21 protein-coding genes are annotated in these 19,220 nt (G+C 36.9%); 19 read left to right on the top strand and 2 right to left on the bottom strand.

The genetic code is table 11. The features are described 5' to 3' along the window. Window positions 1-15 precede the first annotated feature (15 nt). Entirely contained in the window at window positions 16-591 is a 576-nt protein-coding gene (locus AC1Q8M_RS26515; RefSeq protein WP_001018890.1) for a recombinase family protein, read from the top strand. Window positions 592-724: 133 nt separating this feature from the next. Continuing rightward, entirely contained in the window at window positions 725-1,039 is a 315-nt protein-coding gene (locus AC1Q8M_RS26510; RefSeq protein ID WP_098365773.1) for a hypothetical protein, read from the top strand. Between the two features lie 151 nt (window positions 1,040-1,190). Here AC1Q8M_RS26510 and AC1Q8M_RS26505 read toward each other — a convergent pair whose 3' ends face one another. After that, entirely contained in the window at window positions 1,191-1,412 is a 222-nt protein-coding gene (locus AC1Q8M_RS26505) for a hypothetical protein (protein WP_098365772.1), read from the bottom strand. An 18-nt stretch (window positions 1,413-1,430) separates the two neighbouring features. Further along, a complete protein-coding gene (locus AC1Q8M_RS26500) occupies window positions 1,431-1,628 on the bottom strand; it encodes a hypothetical protein (RefSeq protein ID WP_080019658.1) in 198 nt (65 codons plus the stop codon). Window positions 1,629-1,853: 225 nt separating this feature from the next. Between AC1Q8M_RS26500 and AC1Q8M_RS26495 the strand changes: the two genes are divergently transcribed. From AC1Q8M_RS26495 to AC1Q8M_RS26415, 17 genes are all read left to right on the top strand, one after another. Further along, window positions 1,854-2,066: a hypothetical protein gene (locus AC1Q8M_RS26495; protein WP_016513759.1), complete on the top strand. Its 213-nt coding sequence runs from the start codon at window positions 1,854-1,856 to the stop codon at window positions 2,064-2,066. 32 nt (window positions 2,067-2,098) lie between these two features. Next, entirely contained in the window at window positions 2,099-3,013 is a 915-nt protein-coding gene (locus AC1Q8M_RS26490) for a terminase small subunit (protein ID WP_098400903.1), read from the top strand. Further along, window positions 3,003-4,277 (top strand): PBSX family phage terminase large subunit, encoded by a 1,275-nt coding sequence (locus AC1Q8M_RS26485; protein WP_000769400.1) that lies wholly within the window; start codon window positions 3,003-3,005, stop codon window positions 4,275-4,277. Before AC1Q8M_RS26490 ends, AC1Q8M_RS26485 begins: the two co-directional genes overlap by 11 nt. A 12-nt stretch (window positions 4,278-4,289) precedes the next feature. Beyond that, on the top strand, window positions 4,290-5,714 hold the full coding sequence (locus AC1Q8M_RS26480) for a phage portal protein (RefSeq protein WP_016513761.1): 1,425 nt from the start codon (window positions 4,290-4,292) through the stop codon (window positions 5,712-5,714). Window positions 5,715-5,787: 73 nt separating this feature from the next. Then, a complete protein-coding gene (locus AC1Q8M_RS26475; protein ID WP_016513762.1) occupies window positions 5,788-6,555 on the top strand; it encodes a phage head morphogenesis protein in 768 nt (255 codons plus the stop codon). Between the two features lie 72 nt (window positions 6,556-6,627). Then, window positions 6,628-7,359 carry a DUF4355 domain-containing protein gene (locus AC1Q8M_RS26470; protein ID WP_000811673.1) on the top strand — a complete coding sequence of 244 codons (732 nt, stop codon included), beginning with the start codon at window positions 6,628-6,630 and terminating at the stop codon, window positions 7,357-7,359. Window positions 7,360-7,476: 117 nt separating this feature from the next. Continuing rightward, on the top strand, window positions 7,477-8,322 hold the full coding sequence (locus tag AC1Q8M_RS26465) for a phage major capsid protein (protein WP_000116908.1): 846 nt from the start codon (window positions 7,477-7,479) through the stop codon (window positions 8,320-8,322). Window positions 8,323-8,364: 42 nt separating this feature from the next. Continuing rightward, window positions 8,365-8,676, top strand: a complete 312-nt coding sequence (locus tag AC1Q8M_RS26460) for a head-tail connector protein (protein WP_016513763.1) — start codon at window positions 8,365-8,367, stop codon at window positions 8,674-8,676. Then, window positions 8,673-9,017: a head-tail adaptor protein gene (locus AC1Q8M_RS26455; protein WP_492334214.1), complete on the top strand. Its 345-nt coding sequence runs from the start codon at window positions 8,673-8,675 to the stop codon at window positions 9,015-9,017. The genes AC1Q8M_RS26460 and AC1Q8M_RS26455 overlap by 4 nt, the downstream gene beginning before the upstream one ends. Further along, a complete protein-coding gene (locus tag AC1Q8M_RS26450) occupies window positions 8,992-9,399 on the top strand; it encodes an HK97-gp10 family putative phage morphogenesis protein (protein WP_016513765.1) in 408 nt (135 codons plus the stop codon). Before AC1Q8M_RS26455 ends, AC1Q8M_RS26450 begins: the two co-directional genes overlap by 26 nt. A gap of 5 nt (window positions 9,400-9,404) precedes the next feature. Then, complete coding sequence (locus AC1Q8M_RS26445) at window positions 9,405-9,767, top strand: hypothetical protein (RefSeq protein ID WP_029441608.1); 363 nt, start codon at window positions 9,405-9,407, stop codon at window positions 9,765-9,767. Window positions 9,768-9,781: 14 nt separating this feature from the next. Further along, window positions 9,782-10,375, top strand: coding sequence for a hypothetical protein (locus tag AC1Q8M_RS26440; protein WP_000729988.1), 594 nt, complete (start codon window positions 9,782-9,784; stop codon window positions 10,373-10,375). Window positions 10,376-10,421: 46 nt separating this feature from the next. Next, window positions 10,422-10,850 (top strand): hypothetical protein, encoded by a 429-nt coding sequence (locus AC1Q8M_RS26435; protein WP_095691759.1) that lies wholly within the window; start codon window positions 10,422-10,424, stop codon window positions 10,848-10,850. Window positions 10,851-10,954: 104 nt separating this feature from the next. Then, the gene (locus AC1Q8M_RS26430) at window positions 10,955-11,161 is read left to right on the top strand and encodes a hypothetical protein (RefSeq protein WP_050551983.1); all 207 of its coding nucleotides are present in this window, start codon (window positions 10,955-10,957) and stop codon (window positions 11,159-11,161) included. Beyond that, window positions 11,162-14,101 (top strand): phage tail tape measure protein, encoded by a 2,940-nt coding sequence (locus AC1Q8M_RS26425; RefSeq protein WP_492334213.1) that lies wholly within the window; start codon window positions 11,162-11,164, stop codon window positions 14,099-14,101. It begins immediately after the preceding gene. A gap of 12 nt (window positions 14,102-14,113) precedes the next feature. Then, window positions 14,114-15,580 (top strand): distal tail protein Dit, encoded by a 1,467-nt coding sequence (locus tag AC1Q8M_RS26420; RefSeq protein ID WP_492334212.1) that lies wholly within the window; start codon window positions 14,114-14,116, stop codon window positions 15,578-15,580. Then, window positions 15,577-19,220, top strand: a 3,644-nt coding sequence (locus AC1Q8M_RS26415) for a phage tail spike protein (RefSeq protein WP_492334211.1), incomplete at its 3' end; no start/stop codon positions are given. The genes AC1Q8M_RS26420 and AC1Q8M_RS26415, both read left to right, overlap by 4 nt.

Raw genomic sequence — 19,220 nt, 5'->3', positions numbered from 1 at the left:
TTTGAGGTGATTTGGATGGCTATCGTTGGTTATGCAAGGGTGAGTACAAAAGATCAAAACTTAGATGCACAAATTGAAAGGTTAACAGAATATGGATGTGAAAAGATATATTCTGAAAAGTACAGTGGAGCTAATAGTGATCGGGAAGAATTACAAAAGGCATTAGAGTATATGAGAGAAGGAGATAAATTTGTTGTTTGTAAAATAGATCGTTTAGCTAGATCAATATTTGATTTGCATAAGATTGTAAATCAATTAGCTGATCGAGGAATAGCGGTGGTATTTCTTAAAGAACAAATTGATTTTTCTACACCAGCAGGTAAATTGATGTTTACTATGTTAGGGGCTATTGCTGAGTTTGAAAGGGATTTAATTAACGAAAGAACAGCTGAAGGAAGAGAAAGAGCTAAAGCAATGGGCAAACATATGGGGCGTAAGGGGCAGGATGAAAAACAGGTGAAGCAGGCTATGAACTTATTCTTTAATAGGAAAGAGAATGGTTTGAGTGTAAATGATATTTCAAAAATGACGGGAGTTCCGCGTTCTACTATTTATGCTAAAGCGAAAGAATTAAAAGAGGAGGAATTATGATGGAGGAATATGAACAGCTACGGCAGGAATTTTGAAATATAAGTAATCAGTTAAAGTAGCGAATCCGCTGCTTTTTTATTTTATAAAGAATTCACTTTAAACATTTCTTATAGCTAAGAATACTTATGTAAATATGGGAAACAGATTTGATTCTTGGAATGAGGGGATCGATGTGGATATAACGCAAAGTATGGCAAGAATAGTTGTTAATGGAATAGATCTTCCGTTTACTTCGGTTAGGACAACTGCATGGATTAATGGACCTGCAAATGATTTAATTGTTACGACTAGGAAAAGAGTGAATGAGCTTTATCGTGTTATGTGGTCGCGGGTGCCAGTCATGCTAACAATGTATTTCATTCAGGGGGCGGACATGGTGAGATTTGCTAGGGTTGCAGGAGTTGATGAAAGTATAACGGGAGAATATATATATCATTTTATTTGGTGATAAGAAGAACTTTAAGTAGCCTAACAGCTGCTTTTTTATTTTATAAAAAAAGAACCTGCAAACCTGCAGATTCTCCTGATAATGATTTATGAAGTAAGACCCGAAAATATAATACAATGATTCGAAAATGAGTTCAAGAGTGTTTGGTGATTTAAGCCACTCTATAATCTTTGTTTTTAAGCTTTTTTCTAATATCGATGAATCCTATAATCATTATTGTCATGCATATTAACTTAAGCCAACGAACCTCCTGGTGGTACATTAGCCCAGAAAAGAATTCATAGGCATATAACAAACCGACAATTGGAAATAGCCAAGTCATAAATTTCAAATCTTTTAGATGAAACTTATAATTATTAATCTTTTTCCACATATGTATCAACTCCTATTGTTATGAGGTTCTGTAGTTTTTCTTTTTGAAATCTCGCATGTTGAGGATAAAGAATAGAAGGAAGATAACAGCTCCGATGCCATTAATCCAGTAGTATGTGCGCCCTGTTGTGAATCCGTTATAGAATTCATAGGCATTCCAAATTACAAGAAGTACTGAGCAGACAGTAGAGACCATTAATGAGCCAAAACTTCTCATGATTTTCACCTCGATTCAAAATGTTAGAACTTATTTATAATTTTACATTTAAATAAATAGATTTACAAGGAGAGGAATAAGAGAAAGAACCCGCTAGAGTTCGGGTCCTTTCAGAAGTGATGATGTATTCTCGGCTTGGGAACTGAGAAAAACACAAAAATAAAATACATCGAGTTTTAGAGAATTTCAAGAATAAATTAGAGTGATTTTGGAGGATGATGAATAATGAAACTAACTAAACAAGAACAAGCGATTGCAATTGGTACATTCATTTCGATGTTGGGACAGGACTTTGTAAATGAGCGCATCGATAAACAGAAATTAGAAAGTGCAATTCCAATCTTTAATGAGTTAGAAGATAACACAACACCAAAGCAAAAGAGAGAAGCAATGGTTAGTTTGCTCGATAAAACAATGGAAGAATTCCTAAAAGCTTAAAAAACTAATAGAGCCTATGTGAGGTGGTGGTTATGGCTAGACAACGTAGCCCGGACAGAGATAAAGCATTTGAAATATATAAAGTAAGTAAAGGTGAGAAGCCATTAATTGATATTGCTGCTGAGTTAAACCTTAAGCCTTCGCAAATCAGAAAGTGGAAATCACAAGACAAATGGGATGAACAAATGAATGGTAACGTTACTATTGCGAAAAGGAGCGTTACTAATGTTAAAAATCCCAAAACGAAAGAAAAACTGAAAGAGATTTTAGAAGATGAAGAGTTGACCGAAAAGGAAAGGCTCTTTTGTTTGTATTATGTGAAATACTTCAATGGTACACAAGCTGCACTGAAGGCTGGATACTCCAAAGACGGCGCTCATGTACAGGCTAGTCGATTGCTAAGACGTGAACGAGTTTCTTCCTATATAAAAGAGCTTAAAGGTGAGTTAATCGAGAATGTATTTGTGGAAGCGATGGATGTGCTTAAAGAGTACATTAAGATTGCTTTTGCTGATATTACTAACTATGTAACCTTTGGACAGAAGGAAGTACCTGTAATGGGGATGTTTGGCCCGATGAAAGATGAATCCGGTAAAGAAATAACTCGTATCATAAATTATGTAGATTTACACGAGGCTGACATGGTTGATGGTTCTATAATAACCGAAGTAAAACTCGGAAAAGATGGCGTGTCAGTAAAACTTGCTGACAAGATGAAAGCACTGGACAAACTATCTCAGTACTTTGACTTAGTACCTGACAATTTCAAACGTAAAATCGAAGAAGAACGCCACAAAATGCAGATGGAAGTGCAGAAATCTCAAATTGATAAAATTAAAGCAGATACTTCTCGTATTAAAGGTGATGAAGGTGAAGAGTATGAAGATGACGGATTCATCGATGCGTTAGAAGGTAAAACAGCAGAGGTGTGGGAAGATGAAACTTAAACCTGCCCCTTTTAAATTTAGACCATTCTCAAAGAAACAATTACAAGTACTCACTTGGTGGAGAAAAGATTCACCTGTGAAGGACCATGACGGCATTATATGCGATGGTTCTATTCGTGCTGGCAAAACTGTTTCGATGGCTCTTTCTTATGTTATGTGGGGAACTGAAACATTTAATGGTGAAAACCTAGGTATGGCAGGTAAAACAATTGGATCACTGCGACGCAACGTAATTACTCCATTAAAGAAGATGTTAAAATCACGTAAATATAAAGTGAAAGACCATCTATCAGAGAACATGCTTACCATCAGTAAAGATGGCCATACGAATCATTTCTATATATTTGGTGGTAAGGACGAATCATCACAAGAACTTATCCAAGGTATTACATTAGCTGGTATGTTTTTTGATGAAGTTGCTCTTATGCCACAAAGCTTTGTGAACCAAGCGACAGGACGTTGTTCTATTGAAGGCTCAAAGTATTGGTTTAACTGTAACCCTGCCGGCCCGTATCATTGGTTCAAACTTGAATGGATAGATAATAAGGAAGACAAGAACCTGCTACATATTCATTTTACAATGGACGATAATCTTTCTTTATCTGAAAAAGTGAAGCAAAGATACTATCGTATGTATAGTGGAGTCTTCTTTCAACGCTTCATTTTAGGTTTATGGGTGCTTGCAGAAGGTATTGTATATGACATGTTTAACAAAGAAAAGCATGTTGTAAAAACAGTAGAAAGAGAATACGAGAAGTATTATGTATCTTGTGACTATGGTACACAGAACCCTATGACATATGGACTATGGGGATTGTGTAAAGGTATATGGTACAAAACAAAAGAGTACCATTATGATGGTCGTAAAAATTCACGGCAAAAGACAGATGATGAGTATCTTGACGACCTAAAAGAATTCATCGGAGATATTTCTATTCGCGGGATTATAGTTGACCCATCAGCAGCTTCATTTATTGCTTTATTGAAAAAGAATCGATTCAAAGTGCTTAAAGCTAAGAATGAAGTTATAGATGGCATAAGAAATGTAGCGCGACTTCTTAATGAAGAGAAGATAAAATACAACGACTGCTGTAAAGAAACATTCCGTGAATACGCTTCTTATACTTGGGATGAAAAAGCTACAGCTCGTGGTGAAGATAAACCAAATAAAGAGAATGACCACCAAATGGATGGTGATCGTTACTTTGTAAATACAGTTGTTGTAACTAATAACAAAGCTAAGGCTGTTAAGTCAATCTATTAAGGAGGTGAGACGATGTTTGAACACTATATTCCGTTGCTGGATGAACAAAATGGCGAGCCTACATCAAAGTTACTAAAAAAAATTATTGATGAGTTTGAACCATTAAAACAACGCATGATTAACAGGTACGAGCGATACAAAGCAAGTGAAAAGGGTGTGCCTATCTTTACTCGCGAGTTTAAAGGTGATGGTAATAAAGATAAGGTTAACAATAAGCTAAACAATGACTTCTTTTCTGAAATTATCGATACAAAAATCGGTTATATGTTTGGGTTGCCTATCTCATACAGCTTAGATCATGAAGATGATGAAGTATTGAAACGTATTCAGGACTTTTTAAAAGCGAATCATACTGAGGATGCTGACGCAGAAACAGGGAAGTTCGCTTCTATTTGTGGATACGGAGCGAGACTACTGTATCACGATAAAGAAGGTATCGAAAAGGTTATGAATATCAAACCTTACGAAGCTATATTTCTTACGAATTCAAGTATTGCAGAACCTAAATACGCTATACGCTGTTATCCAATCAAAGTAATTGATGGTGATGATTTCAAGGATGGTTACAAAGTAGAGTTTTACAATGAAACAAACATTATTGAGTACACTGGTGAAGGTTTAGATAAGTTAACAGAGACTGACCGTATTCCAAACTTATTTAAAGGTGTGCCACTTATTGGGTTTCCTAATAATGAAGAATTACAAGGCGATGTAGATAAAGCTATATCACTTATTGAAGGTTACGACCGTTCGTTTTCCGATGTAAACAGTGAAATTGAACAGTTTCGTCTGGCTTATATGATCTTTAAAGGCGTTGATATAGATGATGATACTATCGAGAAGCTAAAACAAACAGGAGCTCTTGATGTAGGTGAGAATGGTGAGGCTTCTTTTTTAACTAAGGACCTTAATGACAACATCTTAGAACACCATCTCGACAGATTAGAAAAGAATATATGCCGTTTCACAAAGCATGTGAACCTTTCTGATGAATCATTTGGTGGTAACCTTACTGGTGTTGCTATTCGTTACAAGTTATTAGCTTTAGAAACTAAATCAGGAACATTAGAAATGAAGTTTACTAAGTCATTGCGACAACAATTTAAGTTATTGTTTGACGCTTGGAACTTACGCTCAAATAAAGGAGAACTAGACTACCTTTGTATGACGTTTCAATTTACGCGAAACCTTCCAGCCAACTTAGCTGATGAAGCTGATGTGCAGTCTAAACTACAAGGTTTAGTAAGCGAAGAAACACGATTATCTATGTTATCTGTTGTTTCTGATCCGAAAGCGGAGATACAGAAGATGCAGGAAGAAGAGGCGGATTCCATGAATCTCGACAAGGTAGGTGAGCCTAGTGGAATGGGACAAGAAGCAGAAACATCTCCAAAAGATAGAGGACGAACTGGAAAAGGCGATTCTCTACCTGTATAAAGATGCTTTAGAAGAAGTCAGAGGAATACTGGCTTTTTATTATGCCAAATATGCCGTAAATGAGCAGTTGAGTATGCAGGAAATGCGCCGATTCAATCGATATAAGAGCATGCAAAGTGAACTGCAACACGTTATTAATGAAATAACATATGAGAAAAAGAAAACTCTCAATGAAACGCTCTCCAATCAGTATGGAGAGTCTTTTTATTATACGAGTTATCTCATCGAGAAAGAAGTCGGCGTGGCTCTTTCGTATGGTCTTCTTGACCCGAACGTCATTAAACGAGCGGTACAAATGCCAATCGATAAAATGACACTCAATCAAAGGTTAAGTACACATCGAGTACAGATAGTTAACCGAATACGCAGAGAGTTATCTATCGGTCTTAGAAAAGGCGAAGGATATGCAACAATGGCAAATCGGATTAAGCCAATACTTGATGGTGATGCGAAGAAAGCCCAAATGGTCGCTTGGACAGAAAGTGCTAGGGTGCAAAACTTAGGTACTTATGACAGTGCTTCTCACGCTTTTGATGAAGGTGTATCAATGAAGAAGATTTGGATTTCTACATTAGATAAACGTACGCGTCCTACTCACCAAGCAGCAGATCATCAAAAAGTACCGTTTAAAGGATTATTTAAAGTCGGTGGTTATAGTTGCGAATATCCACATGATAGTAATTTACCTGCTAAAGAAGTTGTACGATGCCGCTGTACTTTCATTACTGAGGTAGCGGATGTTAGCTCATTCATTGAGAGAAGGGCCAGAAACCCAACTACAGGTAAGAATGAGGTGATTAGCGCAGTTAGTTACGAGGAATGGAAAGACTCTCTTGAATAATAAAACACACGAGGGCTTATAAAATACGAACTAAATAGGGTGTATTCATAGGAACTCAGAGGAGGAATAATAATGAAACAATTACAAAAGCAAGCGGAAGTACAGTTTTTAAAAGAAAGAGAACTAACAAAGTTACCGTTTCGTTTATCAAATCTGCAATTCTTTTCTGATCCTGCAATACCTGCAGATGAGACACTACAGAATGAACAAACATCACCTGCGGATGATATAAAAGATTCACTAGTTGAAGAGCAAAAAGAACCGCCAGTTGGTGAACAAAAAGAACCGAAATTAGATGATGCAACAAAAACATTTATTGAGAAGATGGTACAATCAGCGGAAGATAGAGTGCGCTCTAAATATTCGAAAGAACTGAATGCAACAAAAAAGGAATTAGAGAACTATAAAACCGCTTCTATGACTGCACAAGAGAAAGCTGAATATGAGATGAAGCAACTTCAGGAACAACTAGAAGAGCGAGAAAGGGTACTTCATCAGAAAGAAATGCAGAGTGTTGCATCAGATGGTTTATCAGCGGTTGGATTGGATCTTAAATTTGTAGATTTTGTTATTGGTTCAGATGTAGAAGATACAAAAGTTAGGGTGTCAAAGTTTAATGATTTATTCTCTACTGCATTAGAAGTAAAAGTGGCTGAAAAGTTTAAAGCTGCTGGCCGAGAAATCCATGTTAGTGGCGGAACTGGAGGGGGATTTACGAGAGAACAAGTAAATTCAATGAGTCAAGCTGAAATTAATGCGAACTGGCCACAAATTCAGAAGGATATGCGCAATTGGGGTAAGTAGCACTAGGAAAGTTAAGTGATTTGAATGGTACAGTCAAAAAAATATAAAACGAACAAAAGAGATTGCTAGTTTAGTAATCTCTTTTGTTATGGAAAAACATTAAGGAGGAATTAATATATGTCAGTATCAACTTTTATTCCAACAATTTGGGAAGCGCGCTTGATGGCGAACTTTCACAAGCGTTCTATTGCGGATTTAATTACAACAACGCCAACGAAAATCGAAGGTAATAAGATTATCTTTAATCGTGTAGGCGCAGTAAATGTAAAAGATTATAATGGTACAATCGAATGGGATGATACCAACCCTTCTAAAGTAGAAATTAATATGGATCAACAAAAGTATTTTGCTTTCAAAGTTGATGATGTAGATGCAGTTCAGGCTGCTGGAGATTTAATCGACCCACATACACAAGAGGCAGGAGCGGTACTTCAGGAAACCGTTGATACATTCGTATTAGGGCTTTATAAAGGCGCTCATAAAACTCATACAATTGGGAGTGACTCTAGTCCAATTGAGTTATCACCTAAAAATGCATATGATTACATTGTAGACTTAAATACGATTTTAAATATTAAAAAGGTTCCTAAAACTGAACGATTCACAATCATCAATTCTCAGGTTTTAGGTTTATTATCTAAAGATGATCGCTTTACTAAGCAACCTGTTGTTTTAGAAAATGGTATTGTTGAAGGACAGATTATTAATGGATCACAAATCGTTGTATCAGAAGAAATTCACGGTACTGGTGGTAAGTATAAAATTTTAGGTCTTCATAAGTCTGCCATTGGATACGGGACACAGTTAACTGAAACAGAGGCACAACGTCTGCAAAATTCCTTTGCAGATGGTATTCGTGGTCTTATGGTTTATGGTGGAGATATCCTTCGTCAAGAGTCAATAGCGGTACTTACAGCTACAGTTACATCAATTACTCCGGAAAAACCAGGTGGAGGGGCTTAATAAGCCTTCTCCATTTTTTCTTTTACGTAAGTAGGTGATTAGATGGAAGATATGAAAGCAGAAATTTTAAAACGTGTAAAACTGCAAGTACCTAATATAAGTGATGAAAATTTATTAATAAGCATTGAAGATACAATGTTAATGGTTGCTGAGTACACCAATAGAACTATTCCTGAATTCCCTCCTGCTTATATTGGTATCATCGCTAAAATGGTGGTTCATCAGTATATGGAGCAAGAGAGAGAAGGAAAGAAAAGTGAATCGTTAGGTAACTATTCTGTTACTTATGATGATGTGGTAGATTATCCAGCAAGCGTCACGAAGGGGCTGAAAGTGAGGTTACGTGTTCGATGATTCAGTCAATGATACGCAAGTTTGGAAAAGATGCTACAGTACTTCGCAACGCTGGTTCTGATGATGGACCATATCCAACAGAAGAATGGAAAGAAATCAATACTGTTAAAGGTATATTGGATGCTATCCAAGGGACAAAGGATGCTCGCAATAAGAAAGTAGAAGAGAAAAGCACACATTTCTTTTACTGCATGCTTTTCGACGTAACTATTCAAGATAGATTAGTTATCGATAAGAAGGTATACAGCGTTACTTATCCGGGCGACCCAATGAATGCGGGTAGATTCTTTCAAATAGAATTGGAGATGTTGCCATATGAGCGTGAAATTCCAATCCAATAGAGCCGCTGTTATGGCGAGACATTTGGCTGCAAAGAAAGCAGCTCATACTGCTATTGGTCAATTTGTATCTTCTAAAGCTAAATTACTTGCTGCTGTAGACACTGGCAATCTAAGAAGAAGCATTAGTTCTAAAGCAGAGCAAGAAAAAGTTGTTATCGGTACTTCTGCTGATCATGGAATTTATGTTGAGAAAGGAACAGGAATTTATGCTGTAGACGGTGATGGGCGTAAAACTCCTTGGATGTACCGTGACCCTAAAACAGGGAAGATGGTTAAAACTCAAGGGCAACATGCACAGCCTTTTCTTAGACCAGCAGCAGAGAGCAATAAACCGCAAATTACACAAGTTGGCACGCGAACCTATTCGTCGTTAATGAGGTAGATAGCATGAATGACTTTATAAATATATTACACAGTGAATTAAAACAGATTCATAAAGAAACGTATTATGAAATCGCTAAAACAACGGCTGAAATGCCTTATCTGGTATTCACGGTAAATGATGACAAAGAACCATGGGGACGAAAGAATATCATGCTTACAATTGATATTTACGGCACTTCCGCTCATCTTAGTAAAATAGATGAACTGATTATGAAGCTAGAAAACAATCTTCATAGAAAAAGGTTAAGCAGTGCTGAATTTGGTGCTGCTATTTCTTATCTTTCGAGTCAGAAAGTACCTGATCCAGACCCGAATATCAGACGTAAAGAAGTGCGGTTCATTTTAAGAACTTATTTTAAACAATAGAAAGGGTTGATTATATGGCAGCTCCACAACCAAAACCAGAGAATGTCCTATTCGGAGATTGGGGTGCATTCTTCTTTAATTATGGAGAAAAAGACGAACTACCTGTAGGTGCTACACAAGGCGGTGGCTCATTTAAATACGAACCAGAGTTTAAAGAAATTGAATATGATGGTTCTCCTGGTGACACTATGGGGATGAAACGTATTACAAAATCAAAAACTCAAATTAGTTTTAAGACACTTGAATTTTTGGATAAAGAAAAAATCAAAAACTTTATTGCTGGTTTAAAAGTATCAGAAGAGACTGTTACAAAAGACGGGAAAACAATTAAGTACGACGTGATCGAAGCTACAGAACGTCTAACAAAAGATAGCTATCTTAAAAACGTAGCATGGGTTGGCGAAACTTTAGGTGGAGATATCGTTGAAATTATCGTATATAACGCATTATCTGACGGTTCATTAGAGCTAGGATTTGAAAACGAAAGTGAAGTTGTTCCAGAAGTGACATTCACAGGACATCGTGATCCAGAAAACATTCGAAAAGTACCATGGAAAAAACGTATTTTAACAGCAACAGAAGCAGCTAAATTAATACCAGCAGGTTAAAGAGTAGGGATAATCCCTGCTCTTTTTATTTTAAGGAGGAATAAATATGACTATTGCAATTCAAGAAAAAGAATATAAAGTGAGACAAATTCATGGTGGAGATTTATTTTCTGTAGTTCGTATTTTGAAGAAATCGAAATTCAAGGTTGATATTAATTTACTTAAAGATTTAATGATGGGCGTACGAAATAAAGAAGGCGCAACTCAAGCTGATGTATTAGCTGCACAAGAGACTTTCGGGTATGACATTATCATGAAGTTTATCTTCGGATTAGAAGAAGCAGAACAGGAATTTTTTGAGTTTGTAGCCGGACTTTTAGTTCATGAAGATGAAGGTGGCAAAAAAACATCACCAGGTTGGGGAACGATTCGAACTTTAAATCTAGAAGAGTTGGTTCGATTATTTATTGCAATTAAAGATTCAGAAGTTGGGCTGGTTAAGCTTTTTTCCAATGCGGTGAACTTGATGAAATAGACTTCATCGATACGTTAGCTTCTCGCTATCCAAATATGGAGTATATAAGGAGTTTGGATGCAGAGATAGTTATTAACTTGTATCTCACCGCAAAGAAGAAACAGATGGACCGCATGTTATGGGAGGAATGGTGCGCCCTGCAACCGTACTGCGATGAAACATTTCCTCAATTTAAACATAAGCGCGAAAATCCAACGCAAGAACAGGTACAACAATACAACGATTCAGTCGAACAAATACCGAAACAGAAACTCACAAAAGAAGAAGTGTTTGCTCGAGTTGCGAAAATCCGCGGAAAGGCGGGTGAATAAATGGAATTATTTAAGATGTTTGGGTCAATCTTCTTAAAGGATGATCAGTTACAAAGAGGATTGACTAATGCAGAAAGAAGCGGGCAAAGGACTACAGGTATCTTAGGGCGTGGGTTTGGTCAAGTTGGACAGGCGGCAGTAGGATTAGGTTCATCTGTTGGTGGGGCTGCTTTAGCCTTAGGTGGGTTAGTAGGTGTCGCTGTTGGTGTAGGAACTGCTATTGCCGGTGTAGTTAAAGTTGGTTCTGAGTACACGAAACAGATGTCGAAAGTAGAAGCTCTTTCTGGTTCTAACGCTTTACAAATGGCTGAACTTGGAGCGAACGCACGTAAATTAGGTGCTGAAACACGTTGGTCTGCTACAAACGTGGCTCAAGCCTATGAATATATGGCTCTTGCAGGTTGGGACTCAAACCAAATGATTGCAGCTAGTAAACCATTACTAGATTTAGCAACTGCTGGTGCGTTAGACCTTGCAAAAGCTTCCGATATTGTAACAGATACAATGACCCCATTCGGTATGAAAGCTTCAGAAGCTGGACGAGCTGCTGATGTATTCGCGCTGGCCCAAGCGACTGCCAATTTAAACGTTGAGCAGCTTGGCGAAACCATGAAATACGCTGCTCCAGTAGCTGCTACATTTGGTTTGAATATTGAAGAAACTGCCGCGATTGCTCAAATTTTCGCAAATAACGGCATTAAAGCTTCTATGGCTGGTACGGCATTACGTGCTGGTTTATCTCGATTGGCCGCACCACCAAAAGAAGCTGCTAAATCATTATCTGCATTAAATGTAACTGTTAAAGATTCTGAAGGTAACATGAAACCAATGAATGAAATCATCGGCCAGTTACACGACGGGTTCGGAAAGTTATCTGAATCTCAACAAATCGCGTCTGCGAAAGCAATATTTGGTGAAGAAGCGTATGCAGGTTGGATTCAGGTTATTAAGGGTGGTAAACCTGCATTTGATGACATGGTAAGTTCCCTTGAATCTTCCGAAGGTTCTGCAAAAGTTATGGCTGAAACAATGGCCAACAACTTATCTGGGGCAGTTGACGGAGTTAAATCTAGATTAGAGAACTTGGGGCTTGTTGTATTTTCTCATGTTGAGCCAGCACTTGTTGCAATGACAAATGGGACTAATAGTGCTGTTAAATCTCTTACCGACTGGCTTGACCCATCAGGGAGAGCTGTTGAAGCAGCTAAATTAATGCAACAAACTGATCAGCAGTTAGCTCAATCTAAAGCTGTTCTTGATATGAATCTTAAAAAAGGGAAAATAACGCAAGAGGAGTATAACGAAAAGTTAGCTCTATCTAAGAAGCATGCTGAAGATATGATGAGCGCTGATGGTATGTTAGCTCAGAAAAAAGAAGAATTAAAAATGAAGGTTGAAGAAGGGAAAATGACTCAAGAAGAAGCTAATAAAATTCTTGATGAGTCTGAAGTTGAATACCAAAAACTTCAACAAGGTATTGAGCAAACACGACAACGACAAGAAGCTATGAATAAGGTATTCGAACCACTTCGTAATGCTATTGGTATCATCCAACAAGTAGGTGCAGCTATTGAGCAATTTTGGATTGCTGCAACTGGAGATAGGAATGCGCTAGTTGAAGGTTATGACATCCTTACTAAACTAGGTTTTTCAGCTAATGCAATTCAGTTTATACAAGAAACTACAGCGGCAGTACAATATGGTGTAGAAACTATGAAAGCTCTCGTGTCTGGTGATTGGGGAGCTGCAAGTAATTTCTTGGATAAGTTAGGTTTTTCTCCAGAACAAAAAGCGAATATTATCATGTTCGTTCAGGATGTGCATGCCCAATTAAGTAGTTTTATAGAAAATGTACAGTCTCTAATATCAGCTGCAGCTCCTATAATTATGGGAATAATCGGAGCTACTTGGGATTTTATTAAAGGTGTATTCAATACAATAGCTCCTTACTTGATGCCTTTACTAACAGATGTGATGTCGTTTGTGAACGGGATTATATCCCAAATCACTTCTTTTTGGAAAGAAAACGGAGATCAGATTGTTCAAGCTGTAAAAAATGCATTTTCAATCATTCAATCTATCATAGCTTTTGTAATGCCAGCTGTAATGATGATTGTAAAAAGCGCATGGGACGCCATTAAAGATATTATCCAAGGCGGAGTAAATATCATCATGGGTATTATTAAATTTTTTGCTGCACTACTGACAGGTGATTTTCGCGGTATGTGGGATGCAGCGAAACAAATTTTCAGTGGAGCCATCCAATTAATTTGGGGGCTTATTAATTTTTCGTTTGTTAAACAAATTTTCGGTGCGGTGAAAGGACTTGCCTCTTCTTTCGGCTCTACGATTAGTAGCATGTGGTCTACTGTTGTGGGATATTTCAAGACATTCATTAAGGAACCAATCGCTTCTGTAGTTCGTATGGCAATTGATATAGGTGAAGCCGCTATGAAAATTAAAGACAAACTAATTAATCCTATTAAAGAAGCTTGGAGTGGAATTATGGGATGGATTGATAAAATTAAAAACGGCGTAGCAAATATGTTTAGTGGTATTCACATTCCTGTTCCGAAAATTAGTGTAAATGGATCACTAAATCCTGTTAATTGGGCAAGTGAAGGTTTACCATCTTTCAGTGTTAAGTGGGCTGCAAACGGCGCTTTAATTAAACCTGGTAACCCTACATTAATCGGCGTTGGGGATGCACGAGGATATGACGAAACGGTTTTACCGCTGCGAAAACAAACCTTCGATGCAATTGCTAATGGAATAATGGGGTCGCTACCATTAACCCAACAAGCTGGAGCGCAACAATATGTATCACAAGGCCCTACTATTTTGCAAGTTAATTTAAACGGCAGAGAAATAGCAAAGGAAATCTACTCAGATGTTAGCAAGTTTCAAGAAAGCGAGAAAGAAAGATTGAAAGTATTTTAGGTAGGTGATGATATGACTGGAATCAGTTTCTTTAGTTTTAACGGGAAAAGAAATCCAAATGTAATCCCATTGCAGGGTAAAAAACGCCCTGCATGGGCTCCTTTGGAACGTACATTCCTTGAAGTCCCTCACTATCCAGGTGGGCGTTTGATAAGAACACAAACAAAAATGAGAAAAATAATTGTACCAGTTTCATTATTTTATGAATCTATGGAAGAGGCAGAAAAGTTAAAGGAAGAAATAGCTAATTGGCTTATTACAGACCAACCTCAAGAACTGATCTTTGATGATGAAAAAGATCGCACGTATTTGGCTCTTATTGATGAATCGTTTGACCCACAGCAATTAGTGAATTTAGGAGAAGGAGTCCTTACTTTTGTTTGTGAAATGCCATATAAGTTAGGACCTACTAAAACGGTAGAATTTGAAATGGATGGACGTGGGTTAAGAGCAAATGTTCAAAATAAAGGAACGGTTCATTCAGAGCCAATTATTGAAATTGAAGTAGCGAATCCATCTACATTTTTAGATGTCTGGAATAAAGATGAATACCTCAGAATTGGTTATCCCCTTCAAGCTGATCAGTTACCTGTAGAAAGAAAACAAAGAGTAATGTGGGATCAAATGTCTACTACAGTAGGATGGACAAGTGTATCGCAGTTTGAAAACACTAAAGGTGGAGGTGCATTAAAATCTAACGGACATCAATTCTATGTAGAAGATTATGGCGATACGAACTACAAAGGGAATCATGGGGCGATTGTTAAAAAGAGCATTCCTGGAGGACCATTACAAGATTTTATAATGGATGCTTATGCTAGATTCAATTGTAGTAGTTATGTACAAATGGGACAAGTAGAAGTGGCCCTACTTGATGAGAATAGTAAACCTGTAGTCCGACTGTCACTAAGCGATGTATTTTGGGAGGCTGAAGAAACATTTGGCGTTGCCAAGATTGCTTATCCAGGGCATCAAGCAGAACAAGTAATGCTCTATACACGCGGTATGCATCCTTGGACGTGGAATAATTTTTATGGAAAGTTATGTGTGCATCGCATTGGAAATGAATGGGATTTTTATATTGCAAAATTTGCTGATGGAACTGAGATTGATGATGCTGGAGCAAAAGCTCATTGGGTAGACAAAGATGGGATTTTGATGAATAAAGTTGCACAGGTGCAAATTTCTATCTGTCAATGGTGGAACAATAATCCGGCTGTACTCATGACAGTTGATGATATTAAGATTTGGAAAGTTAACCAAAATACAAGTAATAATCCTCCTTATATTGTTGAGAAAGGAGATAAAGTGCAAATCGATACAGCTAAAAGTCTAATTAGTATTAATGGTACAAGTGCAATTAATCTGAAGGACTTATTTAGTGATTATCCTAAAATAACTAAGGACCAGAATAAACTTGAAATTATGCCATCTAACATAGGGATAGCAAAGGTAACATATAGGGAGCGATTTAGATGAGAACGCCAAGCGGAATACTTCATGTTGTTGATTTTAAAACAGATCAAATTATAGCAGCTATTCAACCAAAGGACTACTGGGCTGATAACCGTCATTGGGAAATCAAAAATAACATTGATATGTTAGAATTCAAAACTTTTGACGGCACTCCACATGCAGTTACATTACAGCAACAGAACTTGGTTTTAAAGGAAGTACGAGATGGTCGAATTGTTCCGTATGTTATTAACAATGAAGTAGAAAAAGATTCAAATGATAGATCATTAACTGTACACTCGTCTGGTGCCTGGGTTCAAGTAGCGAAAGATGGGATTATTAAACCTCAACGTATAGAGAGCGAAACAGTTAATACGTTTATTGATATCGCTCTTGCCGATTCAAAATGGCAACGTGGAATAACGGATTATTCTTCATTCCACAGTATGACTATCGACGAATTTATCGATCCTCTCACTTTTTTAAAGAAAATTGCTTCTTTGTTTGAGTTAGAAATCCGATATCGCGTCGAAATAATGGGTTCCAAGATTACTGGCTGGTACGTAGATATGATAAAGAAGCGAGGTCGAGAAACTGGCAAGGAAGTAACTCTAGGAAAAGATTTAGTTGAGGTTAGAAGAATTGAACATTCTAGAGATGTTTGCACAGCACTTGTCGGTTTTGTACGAGGTGAAGGTGACAAACTTATCACGGTGGAGAGCATAAATAAAGGACTACCTTACATCGTCGATAATGACGCATTTCAGCGATGGAATCAGCATGGGAAACATAAATTTGGTTTCTATACACCAGAAACATCAGACCAAGATATGACTCCAGAGCGGCTTATGACTCTCATGAAAACAGAATTAAGGAAACGAGTCAATACTTCCGTTTCTTATGTAGTAGAAGCACAATCGATTGGACGTATTTTCGGACTAGCACATGAACTAATTAACGAGGGCGATACGATCCGAATCAAAGATACAGGATTCACACCTAAGTTATACCTTGAAGCACGTGTAATTGCTGGTGATGAATCTTTTACGGACCCTACACAAGATAAATATGTGTTTGGTGATTATCGCGAAATTACTGATCCAAACGAAGAACTACGAAAAATTTACAATCGAATCTTAGGGTCATTAGGCAATAAACAAGAGCTAATACATCAGTTAGATAAATTAGTAAAAGATGCAAATGAAACAGCTAGTAATGCTAAGAAAGAATCCGAAGCAGCGAAAACACTGGCTGAAAAAGTGCAAGAGAATCTTAAAAATAACACGGTAGACATCATTGAAGCTAAGAATCCACCGACAACAGGACTTAAGCCTAATAAAACACTTTGGCTTGATATTAGTAATGGAAAGCCTGGTATTTTAAAAATATGGACAGGTATAGCTTGGGAATCGGTTGTACCAGATGTTGAATCAGTTAAGAAAGAAACACTTGAGCAGGTTAATAAAGATATTGAATCAACAAAAACAGAATTAAATCAAAAGGTTCAAGAGACACAAAATCAGGCGACGGGACAATTCAACGAAATAAAGGAAAGTTTACAAGGTGTCAACCGTACAATTTCTAATATTGAAAATAAACAAGGTGAAATTGATAAGAAAGTAACTAAGTTTGAACAGGATTCTAATGGATTTAAAACTTCTATTGAATCATTAACGAAAAAAGATACTGAAATTAGTAATAAATTAAATACTGTCGAATCAAATGCGGAAGGTACAAAAAGGGCTATTTCTGATGTGCAACAAACAACAAGTGAACTAAAGAAAACAACTACTGAAATAGAAGAAAAAGCTGGGAAAATCAGTGAGAAGTTAACGAATGTAGAAACAAAGGTTAATAGTGATAAAACTGGTGGACGTAACCTTTTATTAAAATCAAATGTTAAATATGAAAAAACAGACTATCTAATCAATCAATATTCTCTAACTGAAAATTTCTTTGCGGGTGAGGAATATACCTTTGTAATTAAAGGAAGTGTCCCACAAGGGCAGAAATTTGGAATTTGGCAGAATGGTGGGTCTAGCAATGTTGGATATGCAACAAGTGTTTACGCTAATGGAATAACTTATCTAACCTTTAAAGCTGTTGTGGCTACAAGTGGAAATGAACGAAAGTTAAGCTTATATAACTATCCGAGTAGTACTACGAAATCTATTGTGGAATGGGTTGCCTTGTATAAAGGGAATAAGCCGCAGGATTGGACGGCACCGCCTGAAGAGCAGGTAACAACAGATGAATTTACCAAGAAAACAACTGAGATTGAAAAAAGTGTGGATGTCGTAAAAAACACTGTAACCAGTGTTCAAAATAGCCAGGCTGGATTCGAAAAGCGTATGACTACAGTAGAGCAAACAGCAACGGGGTTATCTTCCACAGTGAGCAATTTAAATAACGTAGTATCAGATCAAGGAAAAAAGCTTACTGAAGCAAATTCAAAACTGGAACAGCAGGCAACAGCAATTGGAGCGAAAGTTGAGCTTAAACAAGTAGAGAATTATGTTGCTGGATTTAAGATACCTGAGTTGAAGCAAACCGTTGATAAAAATAAACAAGATTTGTTGGGCGAATTAGCTAACAAACTTGCAACTGAGCAATTTAATCAAAAAATGACTTTGATTGATAACCGCTTTACTATCAATGAACAGGGAATCAATGCTTCAGCCAAAAAGACAGAGGTATATACAAAAGATCAAGCAAATGGGCAATTTGCCACATCATCTTACGTAAGAGATATGGAAACCCGTCTCCAGTTAACTGAAAAGAGCGTTAGTATATCTGTAAAAGAAAATGATGTAATCGCAGCTTTCAATATGAGTAAAGAAAACATTACTTTGAATGCAAACAGAATTAACTTAGTAGGTTTTATTACAGCAAATCATGTCAAAGGAAAAGTTTTAGAAGGGGTAACACTTAAAACGAGTGGAAATAGATTTGTTGAAATAAATAAACAAGACATGAAGATTTTCGATTTAGATAAGCCACGTGGTTATATAGGATTTATGGAGACAAATGATGGGAGTATTCAACCTTCATTAGTCCTTGGTTCTGATAATAGAAAATACGCTGGTACAGGATCATTTTATATTTATCAAGTCATGCCGCGAATTAATGGAGTCGATCAACCTTCTAAAGCGTATGCAAAATTTGGGGTTTCTAAAGGAGAAAATGCAGAAGGAACTAATATTTGGTCAAATTATATTCAAATGCAGAATGACGGTGGACATCTAAGCGTATATTCAGATGGACAATTTCGTTTTCAAAACTTGAATGATATTATTTTTGAATCTGAAGGATGGGCTCCAGGATATGGTTACTTCTCTGTAACTACAACTGAACCGCATATTTTTAACAATAACAAGGGACAGTTTACTTTCAAAAGAAAAGGCAGTGACTATAAAATACATTTCATAAACGGCGCCACCGATCATGATTTAATCATGGGTAATGCAATGATAAGATCAAGTTTTGTACAAGGTTATAACAACGGATTACAGATTAAAGATATGATGGGCCAAGGATGGAAAGATATAGAATTAAGAACGCTACGAGCGCAAGAAAATGTAAATGCTAATGGTCAAATGTGGGCGAAAGCATTTAATCCTACATCAGCTAGGAATATGAAAGAAAATATAAAAGATATTCCTTT

It is taken from the genome of Bacillus sp. GW823-FHT06A10 (assembly GCF_058795375.1).
Note: the sequence above shows the minus strand (reverse complement) of the source record. Positions and strands in the feature narration are given on the sequence as shown.

Bases quoted from the DNA above. Each gene is read 5' to 3' on its own strand.
- AC1Q8M_RS26515 (WP_001018890.1), top strand. From the start codon at position 16: ATGGCTATCGTTGGTTATGCAAGGGTGAGTACAAAAGATCAAAACTTA.
- AC1Q8M_RS26510 (WP_098365773.1), top strand. From the start codon at position 725: ATGGGAAACAGATTTGATTCTTGGAATGAGGGGATCGATGTGGATATA.
- AC1Q8M_RS26505 (WP_098365772.1), bottom strand. From the start codon at position 1,412: ATGTGGAAAAAGATTAATAATTATAAGTTTCATCTAAAAGATTTGAAA.
- AC1Q8M_RS26500 (WP_080019658.1), bottom strand. From the start codon at position 1,628: ATGAGAAGTTTTGGCTCATTAATGGTCTCTACTGTCTGCTCAGTACTT.
- AC1Q8M_RS26495 (WP_016513759.1), top strand. From the start codon at position 1,854: ATGAAACTAACTAAACAAGAACAAGCGATTGCAATTGGTACATTCATT.
- AC1Q8M_RS26490 (WP_098400903.1), top strand. From the start codon at position 2,099: ATGGCTAGACAACGTAGCCCGGACAGAGATAAAGCATTTGAAATATAT.
- AC1Q8M_RS26485 (WP_000769400.1), top strand. From the start codon at position 3,003: ATGAAACTTAAACCTGCCCCTTTTAAATTTAGACCATTCTCAAAGAAA.
- AC1Q8M_RS26480 (WP_016513761.1), top strand. From the start codon at position 4,290: ATGTTTGAACACTATATTCCGTTGCTGGATGAACAAAATGGCGAGCCT.
- AC1Q8M_RS26475 (WP_016513762.1), top strand. From the start codon at position 5,788: ATGCAGGAAATGCGCCGATTCAATCGATATAAGAGCATGCAAAGTGAA.
- AC1Q8M_RS26470 (WP_000811673.1), top strand. From the start codon at position 6,628: ATGAAACAATTACAAAAGCAAGCGGAAGTACAGTTTTTAAAAGAAAGA.
- AC1Q8M_RS26465 (WP_000116908.1), top strand. From the start codon at position 7,477: ATGTCAGTATCAACTTTTATTCCAACAATTTGGGAAGCGCGCTTGATG.
- AC1Q8M_RS26460 (WP_016513763.1), top strand. From the start codon at position 8,365: ATGGAAGATATGAAAGCAGAAATTTTAAAACGTGTAAAACTGCAAGTA.
- AC1Q8M_RS26455 (WP_492334214.1), top strand. From the start codon at position 8,673: ATGATTCAGTCAATGATACGCAAGTTTGGAAAAGATGCTACAGTACTT.
- AC1Q8M_RS26450 (WP_016513765.1), top strand. From the start codon at position 8,992: ATGAGCGTGAAATTCCAATCCAATAGAGCCGCTGTTATGGCGAGACAT.
- AC1Q8M_RS26445 (WP_029441608.1), top strand. From the start codon at position 9,405: ATGAATGACTTTATAAATATATTACACAGTGAATTAAAACAGATTCAT.
- AC1Q8M_RS26440 (WP_000729988.1), top strand. From the start codon at position 9,782: ATGGCAGCTCCACAACCAAAACCAGAGAATGTCCTATTCGGAGATTGG.
- AC1Q8M_RS26435 (WP_095691759.1), top strand. From the start codon at position 10,422: ATGACTATTGCAATTCAAGAAAAAGAATATAAAGTGAGACAAATTCAT.
- AC1Q8M_RS26430 (WP_050551983.1), top strand. From the start codon at position 10,955: ATGGACCGCATGTTATGGGAGGAATGGTGCGCCCTGCAACCGTACTGC.
- AC1Q8M_RS26425 (WP_492334213.1), top strand. From the start codon at position 11,162: ATGGAATTATTTAAGATGTTTGGGTCAATCTTCTTAAAGGATGATCAG.
- AC1Q8M_RS26420 (WP_492334212.1), top strand. From the start codon at position 14,114: ATGACTGGAATCAGTTTCTTTAGTTTTAACGGGAAAAGAAATCCAAAT.